The sequence below is a fragment of the Pseudomonas mandelii genome, from assembly GCF_900106065.1.
Taxonomy (GTDB): Bacteria; Pseudomonadota; Gammaproteobacteria; order Pseudomonadales; family Pseudomonadaceae; genus Aquipseudomonas; species Aquipseudomonas mandelii.
Window position 1 is genome coordinate 6505683 of record NZ_LT629796.1, and the last position, 15661, is coordinate 6521343.

At 53.3% G+C, this 15661-nt stretch carries 12 protein-coding genes and 1 pseudogene; 8 read left to right on the forward strand and 5 right to left on the reverse strand.

Annotation, left to right across the window (positions count from 1 at the left end; all coding sequences use genetic code 11):
- Positions 1 to 94: 94 nt before the first annotated feature.
- Positions 95 to 2860 carry an ATP-dependent Clp protease ATP-binding subunit gene (locus tag BLU63_RS30120; protein ID WP_391564246.1) on the reverse strand — a complete coding sequence of 922 codons (2766 nt, stop codon included), beginning with the start codon at positions 2858 to 2860 and terminating at the stop codon, positions 95 to 97.
- Between the two features lie 428 nt (positions 2861 to 3288).
- Between BLU63_RS30120 and BLU63_RS33490 the strand changes: the two are divergent.
- The 4 genes and pseudogenes from BLU63_RS33490 to BLU63_RS30145 all read left to right on the forward strand — a co-directional run.
- A pseudogene (locus BLU63_RS33490) lies at positions 3289 to 3594 on the forward strand (TolC family protein); the annotation flags it as partial.
- A gap of 36 nt (positions 3595 to 3630) precedes the next feature.
- On the forward strand, positions 3631 to 4167 hold the full coding sequence (locus BLU63_RS30130; RefSeq protein ID WP_017338525.1) for a redoxin domain-containing protein: 537 nt from the start codon (positions 3631 to 3633) through the stop codon (positions 4165 to 4167).
- Positions 4168 to 4184: 17 nt separating this feature from the next.
- Positions 4185 to 4712, forward strand: a complete 528-nt coding sequence (locus BLU63_RS30135) for a DsbA family protein (protein ID WP_010459441.1) — start codon at positions 4185 to 4187, stop codon at positions 4710 to 4712.
- 521 nt (positions 4713 to 5233) lie between these two features.
- Positions 5234 to 6334, forward strand: coding sequence for a low temperature requirement protein A (locus BLU63_RS30145; RefSeq protein ID WP_083376998.1), 1101 nt, complete (start codon positions 5234 to 5236; stop codon positions 6332 to 6334).
- A 231-nt stretch (positions 6335 to 6565) separates the two neighbouring features.
- Here the strand turns inward: BLU63_RS30145 and BLU63_RS30150 are convergent, their stop codons facing one another.
- Entirely contained in the window at positions 6566 to 7381 is an 816-nt protein-coding gene (locus tag BLU63_RS30150) for a CmcJ/NvfI family oxidoreductase (protein ID WP_083376999.1), read from the reverse strand.
- 319 nt (positions 7382 to 7700) lie between these two features.
- Positions 7701 to 9008 (reverse strand): OprD family porin, encoded by a 1308-nt coding sequence (locus BLU63_RS30160; RefSeq protein ID WP_083377001.1) that lies wholly within the window; start codon positions 9006 to 9008, stop codon positions 7701 to 7703.
- Between the two features lie 755 nt (positions 9009 to 9763).
- On the opposite strand from BLU63_RS30160, the gene BLU63_RS30165 reads away from it, so the two are divergent.
- Positions 9764 to 10747, forward strand: a complete 984-nt coding sequence (locus BLU63_RS30165) for an LLM class oxidoreductase (protein ID WP_010459427.1) — start codon at positions 9764 to 9766, stop codon at positions 10745 to 10747.
- Positions 10748 to 10856: 109 nt separating this feature from the next.
- On the opposite strand, the gene BLU63_RS30170 is transcribed toward BLU63_RS30165, so the two are convergent.
- Positions 10857 to 11468 (reverse strand): cation:proton antiporter domain-containing protein, encoded by a 612-nt coding sequence (locus BLU63_RS30170; protein WP_172962159.1) that lies wholly within the window; start codon positions 11466 to 11468, stop codon positions 10857 to 10859.
- A 571-nt stretch (positions 11469 to 12039) separates the two neighbouring features.
- On the opposite strand from BLU63_RS30170, the gene BLU63_RS30175 reads away from it, so the two are divergent.
- From BLU63_RS30175 to BLU63_RS30185, 3 genes are all read left to right on the forward strand, one after another.
- The gene (locus BLU63_RS30175; RefSeq protein WP_083377002.1) at positions 12040 to 12783 is read left to right on the forward strand and encodes an SPOR domain-containing protein; all 744 of its coding nucleotides are present in this window, start codon (positions 12040 to 12042) and stop codon (positions 12781 to 12783) included.
- A 70-nt stretch (positions 12784 to 12853) separates the two neighbouring features.
- On the forward strand, positions 12854 to 13150 hold the full coding sequence (locus BLU63_RS30180; RefSeq protein WP_083377003.1) for a DUF6388 family protein: 297 nt from the start codon (positions 12854 to 12856) through the stop codon (positions 13148 to 13150).
- A gap of 81 nt (positions 13151 to 13231) precedes the next feature.
- A complete protein-coding gene (locus BLU63_RS30185) occupies positions 13232 to 14533 on the forward strand; it encodes an ISL3-like element IS1411 family transposase (RefSeq protein WP_011920678.1) in 1302 nt (433 codons plus the stop codon).
- A 141-nt stretch (positions 14534 to 14674) separates the two neighbouring features.
- On the opposite strand, the gene BLU63_RS30190 is transcribed toward BLU63_RS30185, so the two are convergent.
- Entirely contained in the window at positions 14675 to 15529 is an 855-nt protein-coding gene (locus tag BLU63_RS30190; protein ID WP_083377004.1) for a helix-turn-helix transcriptional regulator, read from the reverse strand.
- Positions 15530 to 15661 lie beyond the last annotated feature (132 nt).

Genomic DNA, 15661 nt, shown 5'->3' on the forward strand with positions numbered 1-15661 from the left:
GTCGAGTTGCGCTCACGCCTTTCAGAATCAGGCTTTGACACGATAACCCTCCACACTTGCGTCTTCAGTCTGCCGGGCCCGTCCAAGCATGAGGCTAAGTCCCAGTCTCCGCGGCAGGTGTCAGATCATCCGATTGGCCAGGTGGACTACCCTTTTCGGAAGTCTTTGACGCATCCACCTCGACCTTTTTGAAGACCACTTCGCCACGCTCTTTGTCGTAACCCAACTCGACACTGTCGCCGGCTTTCAGCTTGCCAGCGAGCATTTCCTTCGCAAGCCGCGTTTCGACGGTCTGGCGAATCTGACGTTTCAACTCGCGCGCGCCAAACTCTGGCTGATAACCAACGTCCGCCAGATGATCAATGAGTGAGCCATCAACTTTCACTGTAATGTTCTGTGCAGCTGCGGTTCGAATGACCCGATCAAGCTGAATGTTCACAATCGATCGGATGTTGTCACGGGTAAGGGCATGAAACACGATGATGTCATCAATACGGTTCAGGAATTCGGGACGAAAATGCCCTTTCAAGACTCCCATCAATTCATTACGTAACGCTTTTTCCGTAAGGCGTTCATCTTCAGGGCGCTCGAGATTCTCCATGATGATGGGAGAGCCCAGGTTACTGGTGGCAATGATGATCGTATTGCTGAAGTCCACAACACGTCCCTTGCCGTCCGTGAGACGCCCATCGTCGAATACCTGAAGCAATACGTTGCTCACATCGGGATGCGCCTTCTCGATCTCGTCGAGCAGAATCACACTGTAGGGCTTGCGGCGGACACGCTCTGTCAACTGACCGCCCTCGTCGTATCCCACATAACCGGGTGGCGCACCGATCAAACGAGCAACCGCATGCCGCTCCATGTACTCCGACATATCAATACGAATGATCGATTGCTCGTCACCAAACACCGTTTCCGCCAACGCTTTGGCAAGTTCAGTTTTGCCAACGCCCGTAGGGCCAAGAAAGAGGAACGTGGCAATAGGTCTGTTGGCTTGGCCAAGTCCGGCTCGAGACAAACGAACGGCATCGCTGACCGCGAGAACAGCATCTTCCTGCCCGACCAGCCGATCACGCAACGTCTCTTCCATATTCAACAATTTTTGACGCTCTTCTTGCGTAAGCTCGGTCACAGGAATACCGGTGAGACGGGACAGCACCTCGGCAATTGACTCCAGGGTCACCTCAAGGGTTTCGGAACCTGTCTTGCGCTCCCAGGCTTCTGTTTCCTCTCCCAGTTGCGCTTGTTTTTGACCAATGCGTTCTTCGAAGCCTTTGGATTCATCAAAACGTTTACGGGAGGATGCATAATCCTGTTCACGTTTAAGTTGCGTGATTTCCGCTTCCAGCTCCTGAATGCCAGCCGGCCTCGAGGAGGAACTGATTCGAACGCGGGCGGCTGCCTGATCGATCAGGTCAATGGCTTTATCCGGCAAAAAGCGCGAGGTGATGTAACGATCCGACAGCTCTGCTGCCGCCACAAATGCTTCATCGGCGAATGTGACCTGATGGTGAGCCTCAAGCTTATCGCGCAGCCCACGCAGGATAATGATGGTCTGTTCGACGGTGGGCTCGGCTATCAGCACAGGCTGAAAACGTCGTTCAAGCGCTGCGTCTTTTTCGATGTGCTTTTGATACTCATTGAGTGTCGTCGCACCGATCAAACTAAGCTCCCCGCGTGCCAATGCGGGTTTAAGTACGTTGGCAATATCCAGGCCGCCCTCCTCACCACCCTGCCCCGCGCCAACGATCGTATGCAACTCGTCGATGAACAGAATAAGCTCCGAGCTTTTTGCGGCGACTTCATCAAGCAGTTGCTTGGCTCGCTCCTCGAATTCACCACGATATTTAGAGCCCGCAACCATTGAGTTCAGATTGATTTCAACCAGCCGTCTGCCACGCAGAATCTCAGGGACATCGCCCTTTACTATTCGTTGTGCAAGCCCTTCAACGATGGCTGTTTTACCGACGCCAGGTTCGCCGATAAGAACCGGATTGTTCTTTCTGCGCCGCGCCAGCACCTCGATGGTATTTTCGATTTCCTGCGCGCGCCCCAGTACGGGATCCAGTTTGCCCTCACGAGCCAGTGACGTCAGGTCGCGACCGAACTTGTCGAGTGTCGGTGTTCCCGTCGGGGTGTCGACTCGCCCATCCTCAGCCCCCTTACCCACCACCTTGACCACCTTCTGCCGCAAGGCTTCAGGCGTTACGCCGTATTTTTTAAGCAATGTCCCGGCGATACTTTCTGGTACAGAGGCAAGCCCGATCAACAAATGCTCTGGGCCAACGTACGAATGTCCTAAATCACGAGATGCCTGGAACGCAAAATTGAAAACTTTCTTTAACCGTGGCGAAATGCTCATCTGGTCCACCGGGGCCTGGGCCTCCGCTGTGCCCCTCTGAGCATGTTGATCGATGTAGCCTTTGATCTCGTCCGGAGAAAGCTTCAGCTCCTTAAGCAACGCCGTACCCACATCGGTATCCGCAAGCACATACAACAAATGCTCAGTATCGAGCTCGCTACGGTTGAGCTCATGGGCTTTCTCACCCGCGCGTTGCAGGATTTCCAGCGTCTGGGAACTGAATGCATCGGTTGCATCGACAGATTCTCGAGGCACTTGCGCAGAGAGCCTGAAGTCATCACCCGCTTGATCCTTTGCTCCGCCCATGCTGTCGAAAAAGCGGGACACACCCCCGCCCAGTAGAGAGTCGAATGGATTCAACATGCTTTGATGGCGTAAGAGTTGACGGTAATCGTGGTCGCAAATGGACATTGTCCTGGCTTGGCCATTTTGCGATACGGTCACTCGCGCTACAGCGGGTCTCGCATTACATATTTCACAGAGAGTAGCCATGATGAGTTGTCTCCAAAGATGGATAACACGGACTCATTCGGATGGATCTACGTCCCCGTAAACGATGCTCAAGACATAGGGGCATGAGATCCGCAATACGCTGAGATTGCTCAGGAAGACGATTACGTTGGAGGGAATGGCAGTCTCGGCAGACTACGCCATCCAATAACGATAGTCGGATCTCATCAAAACACGCTATGGGCGACCCAGGATACCGACGAACGACGTCTGATAAATTTGTGCTCAAAAATACCGCCAGTCGTAAACCACCAACTCATCAGCAAATGAGGCTATGGAATCACCAGCGTGATCGAGCAACGCTTCGATGTCGGAATTCGCAGGGGCGAATCGATCAGCAAGGACATGATTGCGGTTCGCACCAAAACCATCGGATAAAAAAGCCGCCGAAAATGACAGCAAAAGAACGAGCGCGCGAGGTCTTGCCGGCATTGGAGGAAACGGAGAACGCGTTCAGCGATTACGGCAAGCGCCAACAACGACTATAGTCAATGGTGCGTCAGAGCGAATCCAGCCTTTCCGCTGCCAACCTGGCCTCAATCCAATACCGCGAAGGCACGGCGGATCTCCTCGTGCTTCTTGATGCGGATAGTGAACGTCTCGCAACCGAAGACACTTAGGCTCAGGCCTCGAACGAGGTGTATCGAGGCATCGTCGCCATTTATAAATCACTTGGCGGTGGATGGAGTTATCCCCCCGGGCAAGTCGTATCCCGCTGAGCAGACCCCAACCGCCCATCTATAAGGGCTCAAGCCATGCACACTTCAGAATTGGATGATGCGAAAGAAACGAATGGCGACCTGGTTCAGGGGCCGCTGCCGGCCGGCACTGTCGCGCCCGACTTCACTCTGTACGCAACCCCTGATCAGCAGTTGTCCCTACGCGAGCTAAAGGGAAATCCCGTGATACTGGCGTTTTATCCCGCAGACTGGACTTCGGTTTGTGGCGACCAACTGACCTTGTACAACCAGTTGCTACCCACATTCAGAGAATACGGTGCGACGCTACTGGGTATCTCGGTTGACAGCGCTTGGTGTCATCAGGCCTTTTCCAAAGATCGGAATTTTCACTTCAGCCTGCTGGCCGATTTCGAGCCCAAAGGGGCTGTGGCGCGACAGTATGGAGCGTACGACTCCCACCTGGGAGTTTGTAAGCGGGCGCTGTTCGTGATTGACAAGGAGGGAGTGATCGCCTGGAGCTACATCTCACCAATGGCAATCAATCCGGGGGCGGACGGCATTCTGGATGCGCTGGATGCTCTGGCGAATTCATCACAAAGCACGCCAACCTAAAATTAACAGGTGATCCCATGGCCACTCTCAAAGTCCCGGTAAGTGCCAGCGACCATCGCCAGGGAAGTGCGCATGCCAAGGTCACACTGGTGGAATTTGGCGACTATCAATGTCCCTATTGCGCTGAAGCGTATTGGATAGTCAAGAATCTGCAACAGCATTTTCGCGATGATTTGCTGTTCGTGTTCCGTAATTTTCCACTGACCACTGCTCACCCGCATGCGATGGCTGCAGCTGTCACCGCTGAGTTTGCCGGGAGTCGAGGATTCTTCTGGGAGGCGCACGACGAATTGTATGAAAATCAGGATCGATTGGGCCTGCCGCTGTTTCGGGCCATCGCTCTAAAACATGGCCTCTCCGACGAAGAACTCTATCTTGCCATGCAAGACGGTACCTACGTACCCAAAATAAAATCCGATTTTAATGGCGGCGTACGGAGCGGCGTGAATGGCACCCCAGCGTTTTACATTGACGGGCTTCGCTATGACGGGGCTCCAGAGTTCACCGAGATGAGTCAGATGATTGAGCTTTCGTTAGTGAGTTGACGAAATCGCTAGATAGTGAAATCGCTTGGCATCACCCACACCGTAGCCGAGGGCGAACGTGCCCCATTGCGCACGCGCACCAGGTGTGCATTCGATAATATTTCAATACGGGAGATTGAGGAATCCACGGTGCTGCCAACGATAAGCATCGCTCGTAAAGCAGCGGCACGAAAATATCAGCCCAGCGAACCGAGGACATAAAAAATGGCGATGTTAATTTTTGACAGCTCGGAAGATTCCATAGTCGAGGCGCGTGTCCTGGTCGAGGCGCTGAATGAATGGTTGGCGGAACAGCAGCCCAGTTGCCCGCTAAGGTCCGCCCGTGCGCAATGTTGCTATCGGCCCGATGGCACGCTGGATTCCGTATTGACCGTACTAACAGACGTGGTGGTGGACTAGGTCAGGTGTTGCACTCAGTTTTTGCGACCGCCCCCCAAGGTTGACGCCTATGCCCGTCCACCCGTTCGCTTATCCGTTAGTTTCCTTCTACATTAAAGAGGTACACACGGAGCCAGCAGCGAATGAAATCTTTGAAGTATTATGAAAAAAATCGACACGCCCCATGGTTAGAGTTGTTTTTTGACCTGATTTTTGTTGTTGCAATTGGCAAGGTTACGCATACTCTTGGACATCTTCATCACGGCCATTTTGAACAGGAGCAATTATGGACATTTTTACTGCTTTTTGTTCCATTATGGTGGATCTGGTCCAGCCACACGATTTACTCAAATAGGTTTGATACAGACAGTAACCTTCACCGCTTGGCAACATTATTTTTAATGTTGCTGCTCATTGTGCTGTCTGCACGGATTGGGGAAGAATTGGAAGTAAACTATGCGCTTGTTATTGCCTGCTATTTTGGTATACGTGCCATCATCAGTATTATGTACATTTCGTCCATAAATAAATTCGATCACCGTAGCGAATTCTCCTCCAGGCTTGGCTTCGCCCTGTTAGTTAGCGCAGTTGTTAGTCTTTCATCCATTCTTTTTGACCCACCTATGCGTTACCTTGTCGCTTACATTGGGATTTTTCTTGACATTCTGCTCCCTTTGTTTTCTTGGGGTAAGCTAAAGCCATTGCCTGCACATACAGAACACTTGGTTGAACGACTAGGTTTACTCACCCTCATCTTATTGGGCGAGTCGGTAATTAGCCTTTCTGGAGGGTTATCTGACATTCAATGGGATCGTTATAATGTGATGGCGGCAATCACCGGATTTATCATGATTTGCAGTATCTGGTGGATCTATTTTGATAGCTTTTACCTACTGAGCAAAAATGAAAGTAGTATGAGTGGACACTCCTTAATCTACTCGCACCTTTTTCTATTTATGGGACTAGCACTCCTCGCAAATTTGATCAGACATGCGATCTTGAATGACATTGCGATGCGCGATTTCCAGATTACGTCAATCATCGGCATGGCTTTATTTTTCTTAGGCAAGCAATATGGCTACTTCATAGCGGTACCTAAAATAAGAAAATACATACTACAAAACACCTTGATCGTGTTTTCTCTAGGTGGGTTGGTTATATTCCTACCCCGCGTCGAGTACATATTGGTCGGCCTGACAGCAACCATGATCTGCTATGTTTTCCTAAATTTCAGGTATCGTTGAATCTTTATAATTAAGCCATATCACGGGTGAATCAGCTATCCGCGCGCACCAAAGACTCAGCAGCTGATTGTCGAGGACTGGCGCACTGCGGATCGTGCCGAATGTGGTTAGCTGTTCAAGCCCTTCACCCAGTCGCTATACATCCCTACCAACGAGAAGCGGGTGGTCGCCTGGTAAAGCACGGGGGGGGAAACACCGCGCGGCGGGAGGCCCGCGCCAAGCGGCAAAAACCTAATCAAAGAAGGCCAGGGTGCGAACTTCGATACTCTCGCGCGGCGGGGCTCCCGGCGGCGTATTGGGGTCTTTGAAGGCGGTATGGGGCGTGAAGCGGGCACGGCCGTCGTGACGTGAGTCATACCCCTTGATCAGCAAGACTTCGTCACGGCGCATGTCCGGAAAATAGTACCAGCGCTGTTGCGGATTGTAGGCCAGGTGGTAGATCTCACCGATACGATCCGGATAGACCAAGTCGGTGGCCAGCAGGTCATTGGAGTCAAGCGTCGAGGCGTCCAGCACGGCCAGCGGCGAGCGCTTGACGGGCCCGCTCATCGGGCGCCAGAGGTTAATCTGGGCCACCGACACCAGTGCGGCGGCCTGATCCAGGCCCAGCACGTCGCGAATACGCTCAGGACCCGAGCGCTCGGTGTAGTCATTATGCACACGGCTGGCTGGGCCGCGAATATCCCGCCCCTCGGCGTCGCTGCGCCTGGTGTGGTCGAAGATGACGACCCGGCTCGCGCCCGTCAGCTCCTTGATCAAGGCCTTGACCTCGTCATAGTAGACGCTTTCCACCAAGGCATCGTCGTAGAGGTCGTCGACCACCGTATCCCGCCGATGGAGCTCAAACCCCTGCTTGTCCAGAGACAGGCTGCCTGCCAACGGACGACCGTTGTGTATCGTGACCTCGCGCTCCTCCTGCTCGGCAAAGTAGTGCGGTTCACTGTCACCGGTCAGAGCCTCGGTATGCACATAGGGCTTCGCATCGTGCTTGACCAGGTAGGTGAGTTTTGTGATGACGCTAGCGGGCATATCAGTTGTGTGCTTCAAGTAACACCTCCCGGTCTGCTGACCGCTTCCGGCGTGGTGTCACCGTGGCGGATCTGTAACTTGTACGTAGACACCTTCCAGCTCAATCGTATGCCTTCGAATGGACACTATCAAATGCAGCCCGAGGTGCATGGCACCCGACCGGTAGAAAAGGACCACTCTTACCTCGGCATCGACGACCAGCTTGACCATGACTGGCGTGTCGCACTCCGGGTCTGCGCCGATCATGAGCATCCGATATCCCGGCCCGCCCGTTACAATCGTTTGTCTGCCATAACGGGTTCGGACGTTGGTTAAATCAAAGTTCCCGTACCACTATCTAGAGAAGCGGAATGCTATAACTCACAAAAATACGATTCTGATCTACGTTACGAGATGCTTCGCTGTTGGACTTGCCGTTACGCCAGCCGAACCCGACGCCTTTTAGCGCTCCCGACTGAAGGACGTAGTCCAGGCTAATGTCTCTTTCCCATTCCTTTTGGTTGGTGCCTGACGTCGTTTTAATGTTACCGCCAGAGAGGTACATGACCGAGCCTTTTAGGCCAGGGACACCCAGAGCGGCGAAGTCGTAAGCATACTGACCGAAAGCTGTGCGCTCGCCTGCGCGGGTGAAGGTTTGGATCAGGCGGTCTGTATACAGATACAGGCTTGCTCCACCGGCGCCCTTGTCTACCAGGCTACCCTGACTGAGTTGAGTGAAGTTGCTGCCATCCGACACACTTTGGTACCCCGCAGTAATCGCGTGGCCACCCAGTGTGTAAATCAACGCGGCACTCCAGGTACGGTTGTCGATTTCTCCATCACCGTGTTTGGTGTAGCCACTAACTCTGTAGCCTGACGTACCGGAGCTATTTGCACCTGACGAGTCAGTTTTGAAGTAGCGCAGGTCGGTTTTTAGGGACTGATTGTCCGAGATGGCAAGGGTGTGAATCAATCCCAAAAAATGCTGCGTATAGTAGTTATCGAGGCCGGCGTAGTAGTACTGAGCTGTCAGATCCTTGGTGACTTTCCAATCGCCCCCGGCGAAGTCAAACTGATTGCTTTCACGCGTACCACCAGTAACGGCCAGCCCCGTCTGATCGCTCGAACCACGTCCTATTGCATGTTCGATCCGACCTCCAGTCAAGGTCAGGCTATTGAGCTCGCTCGAGGTGATTTGAACGCCCTCGAAGGTTTGCGGAAGCACGCGCCCATCGTTGGCGACCAGAATTGGGAGTTTCGGAATCAAGGTGCCGTAGCGAAGTTCAGTTTTCGACATTTTGACTTTTCCGGTCAGCCCCAGCCTGCTCCACTCGTCGACGGCACGGTTGTCACTGTCAGAAGGCATCATGCTGCTGCCGACATGCCGTCCTTTGCCGCTGTCCAGGGTAACCCCCAGCAACCCCAAGCCATCGACACCAAAGCCAACCATGCCATCGGTATAGCCCGATTTGAAGTCCAACATGAAACCCTGCGCCCATTCTTCGGTTTTGGAAGGTGCGGCGACGCCATCGCGGTTGTCGTTATTGAAGTAGAAGTTTCTCATTCCCAAGGTGGCTTTGCTATCACTCAGGAAGTCCGCATGCACCTGGGCACTCAGGGTAATACTAAGAAACACCGAACTTGCAGTTATTGTTTTTCCACTCATTTATATAGCGCTCCATTTGTTATTTTAAAGTAATAGAAGCAACGCAAGATTTTCAGGTGCGCGTTTTTTTATTATTCTTAACATCCTGCTGAAAACGAGAAATCGACGATGCCTCGCCCCTCCTGCATCAAGTTAATATTGTTAATGCAAGTTCCAAAGTCGCTCATCGCACCTGTTTCTGTTATGCAACGCGATAGCGATAGAGCGGATTGTGTGAGAAAGGCGCAGGGAGTGCCTTGCCTAGGGAAATGGAGTTCTGCGTTGCAGTCTGAAAATTTATCTTATCGTCTGAATTTCAGGATTGGGGCCGGACCCAATTGTCGGTCGAGTACCCAAAGGCTCAGCGGGCTGACCTGACGACTGTCCTCTATAGCAACCCGCGGCGCGCCGATCACGACGCCCAAGGCCCAGACTGCGGTGTAATCATCTGCGACAGGTACCGAGACGGACGACGAACATGGCGGTTCCCCGCAATGCCGCCTACGCTTGTTGGATGGTCCCCATGCTTTTGCTCAGGCGATGTATCGGGTTGGAACGATCTGATTTATTTTGACCGCCCGCTCAATGCCAATCCGGACCTGCCCGCGCGTATCGCCAGCAACTGGCCCCTCACTCCGGTCGACCCGACCAGCATGTACGGCGCAACGGGCAAAGATTGCACCCACTACCCCACCTGTCGTTCCCAAGCGACCGATGCCGCAGCACCTCTGGAAACAGGGGCGCTGTTCACGTTCTCCCCATTGAGGAAGATTAGTATGTATCGGCCGAGCACGATTCCTTATCAGGAGCATCGAGGGTTCAGCCGAACCTTCACTCCGGGTCATTTGAGCCTGGGATTGTTCTTTCCTTTGGAGGCCTTCGATGGGGACACTCCGAGCATGCTCAACCAGGTCGCATTGGCCAAACGAGCCGAGGAGCTGGGCTTTTGCGCGCTCTGGTTTCGCGATGTGCCTCTTCGCGACCCTGGCTTCGGCGATGTCGGCCAAGTCTTCGACCCTTGGGTTTACCTGGGCTATATAGCCGCTCATACGTCAGAGATAACGCTTGGCACCGCATCCATTGCCATCCCTTTACACCATCCACTGCACACGGCCAAGGCGTCAGCCAGCATCGATCAGTTGAGCGCAGGTCGCTTGATTCTGGGGGTAGCTTCCGGCGATCGCCCTGTGGAATTTTCGGCTTTTGGCGTCGATGCCGAAAGGCGCGGAGACATCTTTCGAGAGTACTACGAGGTGATTCGCAGAGCCCACAGCACCAGCTTTGAACCCATCCGCTGGAGCGGTGGTGAGCTGCGGGGCGCAGACCTCATTCCGAAACCCACAACCCAAGTGATTCCAATGCTCGTAACCGGGCATAGCCGCCAGTCACTGGATTGGATAGCGCGCGAAAGCACCGGATGGATCAACTATCCACGCCAACCGAACATGCAGCGACTGATCGTGGAAGATTGGCGGCTGGAGGTCATGAAGCAATGTGGTTCCGTCTATAAGCCCTTCGCTCAGTCGCTATACATCGACCTCGCTGAGAACCCGTCAACGCCGCCCACTCGTATTCATTTGGGGTTCAGGCTTGGACGCGACCACCTCCGGGGTTTGCTGGAGGTGCTTCAGGAAATCGGGGTGGACCACGTTATCCTGAATCTCAAATACAGTAAGCGCCCTGCTGCGCAAGTTATTGAGGAGCTGGGCACTCACATCGTTCCGCAATTCGGAGTACAGCCTCGTTCCGAAGCGAACTGAAACCAATACGTTACTGGACGGATTCATCGTCAACTCTGCGACATAAAAAATGGCAGTGATGCCGCAGGCGGTTCAGAGGCCCGCAAGCGAGCCCGCCCGAGGAGTGAAGTCAGAAACCTTCTAGAACGATCTTGCCCCGGGCCTTGCCGCTCTCGACCAGCGCATGGGCACGACGCATGTTGGCCGCATTAATCGCACCGAAGTGCTCGCCCACAGTGGTCTGCAGAACACCTTGGTCAATCAGAGCGCTGACGTGCTGCCCTCTCGGCTCGGTAATGTCACCGCGTTCCGAGAGAACTTGCATAACCAGGGCCGTGGAGGTGAGTACAAAACCCGCTGCGCAGACAAATGACACCTGCCAAGGGAATCCAAAAGCCATGCCGACAAAAGTGAGCAGAACAGCACAGACCACCACCTGCAGGCTGCCCAGCCCAAAGATCTGCCGACGCAGATCCCATAGGTGCGAGGGTTTCATCTCCAGTCCAATCACAAAAAGAAACATCGCCACACCCAGCTCGGCCACCTCAATGATGGTGTGGGGGTTATTGATCAGTTGCAGTCCGAAGGGGCCAATGATCAGCCCCGCCGCCAGGTAACCGACCACTGAGCCGAGCCCGATGCGTTTGAGCAGCGGCACTGCCACCACGGCGGCGGCAAGCAAAGTGACGACAGCAAATAATTGTCCGACGTTGCCTTCAGCGGCCATAGCATTGACCCTCATCCCACATCAGGACCGGTAATGCTTCCACGGCCAGGCGTGTTGAGCAGAGCTTTCAAGCTGAGCGCTCAGTTCCGCAAACTCTTCAGGACTAAGCACAGCATCTGGAGCGTTCTCCAAGAACTCTCTGCGGTAGGAATGGCACCTGAAGTGTAGTGCAGCACACCGGCATCGTTTGAAAGGGTGACAAAAAATTCAGTTGCTTCTCCCCGTCCTTACCGTAAAGGGCCGGCTAACAATCCTTTCATTTATACCGAGCGCGCAGGCTTGGCTTGAATCTTTGGCCAGGTACTTTGGCCACGATATTAACCTTAAATATAAGTGTTTTAATTGGCCCTCATCAAATCCATCTGATACGGCTTTTTTTTGATCACCTGAGCCTTTTTCGTCAACCAACAGTCTATAAAGTGCATGCCCGATGTTCTTTAAAACAACAAAAAGCAGCCAACTCGTTTTGGCGCTTGGGCACACTGACGCGCTCAAGAATCTAGACCATCCCAGGATCAAAAATAGAACCCTGTTTTATCAGAACAAACGGGACAAATAACAATTCATTTGATTTGGTGATGGTGTCGTGCGAAAGCTTGGCTTGGGCTTCCTAGTAACTGGCGTTTTTGGGCAACTATCAGCACTACTATGGACCTACACGTCCACAGGACAAACTTGTCAAAATAACGTCGACAATTCATACATCCAGCAAAAAGTGACAAAGTTCGAACAACTATTCGATGACACCGCAAATAAAGTTGCGGCAGAGCTCAGTGCAAAAGATTCCGACGGGCTCGCGCACCTTGCGAAAAACGAATTCCGCATACCCGACTCAACGGAGGCTGAGGCCGTACAGTTTTTGATGGAAAAGCCAGATGAAACTACAGTACTTACGCTGCCTTCATTGCCCACACAGGCACACAAATGGACAATTATTCTAAGCGGTCTGATTGCTTTCACCGGCCTGCTCTTGGCACTCTTCGCTCGTAAAAAAACCATTCATACGCAATGGCACGTCTTTCGTACCATTCCAGGCTCGCTAATCACGCCGGAACGCCCGTGCTTGACATGCGGCGGCTATATTCTCCACCCTAAAAAAGAAGCTTCAAGCACGCCTTCATCCGGCGTTTGGGTGGTCGAAATTGCATTGAACACACCCAGTCGCCATCGCGCAGTAAAAGCCATTCAACAGTTGGAGTTGCCGGTAGCGCGTAAAGAAAACAACTTTGTCGTCATCGGCCCGTATAAACAAAAGCAGGACGCGGCTCGCGTCGTGAAAGAGTTGAGTGAACGTCATGGCGTTCGAGGATGGATGATGGCAGGAAATTGACACAGTCCGATTTATCGCTGGGCCGACCTCGAACAACCAGCTACTTATTGCATTCCACAAGAGAGCATTCATGATCGCAAAAGAACTTAGAGCCGAACTCGCCCTGAAAAAGTTTCTGGACGCCAACTTATGGATCCAACTTGAACTCAGCGAGCTGAACTACAGCCTCGCTGAAAACTGTGGGCTCTCGCCGGAAGAATATCGCCTTAAATTTCTGAAAGAAGCATTTGAAGCAGAAGCCGACGCGCACGGCTGCGATTGCTGGGACTTCATCCTGCAGTGGGTGGCCGAAACCAAGGAAGAACTTGAGTTGATGCGCGAAGAACGCATGAAAGAGATTTATGGCTCTTCGCATTTAAGGGTGTAGAAAAAATCTGACCGGCTGGAAAAGGAGTCGAGGATCTTAGAAAATGTAAGCTCTCACACCAACAAAAACTAAGCCCCCGACGTGAACAATCTTACCTTTTCTAGCCCTGATCTTTCCAGCTTTTGCCAACTGAATAACCTCGGCCTGACTGCCACTGGACAACATCTTTGTGCAGAGCGCGCCGTCATCGAATGTCGTTTAACCAAAGCACCCGAGCCATGCCCCAAGTGCGGGGCTGCTGGTGTTTCACGCGGTACTGTCGATAGGCATCTTGCTCACACACCTTACGGACAACGACCAACCAGATTGCTGCTGCGTATCCGTCGCTGGCGTTGTGCTTGCGGCTGTTTCTGGCATGAAGATACAAACAGTGCAGCACCTCCACGTTCAAAGCTTTCATATGGGGCGATACGCTGGGCATTAGCTGCCATCGTGCTGGATCATCTGTCGGTATCTCGTGTTGCGAGCCAGCTTGATGTTGCATGGCACACCGCTAATAATGCCATTATCAACGAAGGACGGCGCCTGCTTTTTAATGACTCGACACGTTTTGACGGTGTGACCGTGCTGGGCGTGGATGAGCATGTTTGGCGACATACACGCTGTGGTGACAAGTACGTCACCATCGTGGTTGACCTTACGCCCGTGCGTAACAAAAACGGGCCGGCCCGCTTGCTCGATGTGCTGGAAGGCCGCTCCAAACAAGCCTTTAAGCAATGGCTACAGAGTCGCCCCAAATCGTGGCGTGACCAGATCGAAAGCATTGCCATGGACGGTTTTACGGGGTTTAAATCTGCAGCGCAAGAAGCCCTGCCTCAAGCCCAAACCGTGCTGGATCCTTTCCATGTCGTGCGCTGGGCAAGCAACATGCTGGATGAATGCCGCCGGCGTGTGCAACACGACATCCTGGGCCGCAGAGGGCGTAAAAATGACCCGCTCTACAAAAGCCGTCGAACGCTACTGACTCGGATCAGCTACCTGTCTGACGCCAACAAAAAGCAACTGTTCCAGCTGTTTGCAGATGAGCACCACCTCGAAGTGGATTGCACCTGGAGCATGTACCAACGGGTGGTCAGCGCCTACAACGAGCCGGATCGAAAACGTGGTAAAAAACTCATGGAAGAGGTCATAAATATCATTACAGCCAGCGACTTGCCCAAAGCGCTCATCGAGGTGAAAGGCTTGGGGGAAACGCTGAAAAAATACGCTGAGAGCATCCTTGCCTACTTCGACCGGCCAGGAACCAGCAACGGTCCAACAGAAGCTATCAACGGGCGACTTGAGCACTTACGAGGTACCGCCTTGGGCTTTAGAAATTTAACCAATTACATAGCCAGGTGCTTGCTGAAGTCAGGAGGGTTTAGAAATCAGCTACACCCTTAAATGCGAAGAGCCAGATTTATGACTTTCTGGACAATTAACAAGTGTTACAACTTACGTAGTCTATAAAAGCCGTCAGCTTCAAGATGAAAGACTAACTTCATCGGCGGGAGTATTGCCCAACACCCCCGCCTTCGTCTCTATTTAAACCGTCGCATAACAATCCACTACACGCCGATACTGGCTGGGAGAAGCTCCGATGTGCTGGCGGAAAAACCGTGTGAAATGACCTTGCTCGGAGAACCCGAGGTTCTCCGACAACAGGCCCAACGTTCCACTGCGCTCACGCTCCAGCCAGGTAAAAGCCCGGCGCATGCGCGCGTCGTTCAGCAGCAAGGTCGGGGTCATGCCGGTATCTTTCTTGAACAGCGCAAAGAAGTGCGCCCGAGACAGTCCACAAGCCCGCGCGGCGTTGTCGATCGGGGTCGGATCATCGAGGTGCTCAAGCAACCAGGCGGTGCCACGGCGCACGCGCGCGTCCCGGAACTCACCTGAGTTCGGCGCACCCAGTAGCGACAAATGCCGCCAGCTGGAAAAGTCCTCGATCAGCTCGATCAGGAAGTCGAACAGCATGAATTCCATGCGCTCTTTCGGCACGATCCCGCAGCCATGCGCTTCGGCGACCAGGATGTCGGCCAAGGTGCGATTACGACTCGACAGCTCGATGCACGACTGGGCAAAAAAGTCCGGCCGACCGCTGAGCGCCAGCGACTGCTGGGCAGTGGCCAGCCAGGCGGGCTCGATGTAGAGCGCCAGGATCAGGGTGGCGCCGGCATCCGGCTGCGGATCGTAGAAATGCGGCTCCCAGGCGTTGACCAGCACCGCCGTGCGATCGCTGAGCGGAACCCGCCGACCGTTAACGTTGAAGTAAGTGTCCTCGCCGGACACTTTGACCAGCACATGGCATTCGGAATGGGTATGGGTGACCAGCGAACGATCCATGTTCAGCAAGGCGACCCGGCCAAACCTGCCGTGGAAAACCCGTTGAGCAATCGACATCAGATTCCTCCGCTCGCTTGAAGCGATATCGTTATCGGCCTCAATGCATATCATCGGGGCGTCTATCTATTTCTCAAGCCCGTCGATCGGTCCATGGTTCAGCAACACTTGGCTGGCCACTATCGCGCGCGA

Coding starts and splice junctions, on each gene's coding strand:
- BLU63_RS30145 (WP_083376998.1), top strand. CDS start 5,234: ATGAAATCTTTGAAGTATTATGAAAAAAATCGACACGCCCCATGGTTA.
- BLU63_RS30170 (WP_172962159.1), bottom strand. CDS start 11,468: ATGAGGGTCAATGCTATGGCCGCTGAAGGCAACGTCGGACAATTATTT.
- BLU63_RS30135 (WP_010459441.1), top strand. CDS start 4,185: ATGGCCACTCTCAAAGTCCCGGTAAGTGCCAGCGACCATCGCCAGGGA.
- BLU63_RS30160 (WP_083377001.1), bottom strand. CDS start 9,008: ATGAGTGGAAAAACAATAACTGCAAGTTCGGTGTTTCTTAGTATTACC.
- BLU63_RS30190 (WP_083377004.1), bottom strand. CDS start 15,529: ATGTCGATTGCTCAACGGGTTTTCCACGGCAGGTTTGGCCGGGTCGCC.
- BLU63_RS30180 (WP_083377003.1), top strand. CDS start 12,854: ATGATCGCAAAAGAACTTAGAGCCGAACTCGCCCTGAAAAAGTTTCTG.
- BLU63_RS30130 (WP_017338525.1), top strand. CDS start 3,631: ATGCACACTTCAGAATTGGATGATGCGAAAGAAACGAATGGCGACCTG.
- BLU63_RS30165 (WP_010459427.1), top strand. CDS start 9,764: ATGTATCGGCCGAGCACGATTCCTTATCAGGAGCATCGAGGGTTCAGC.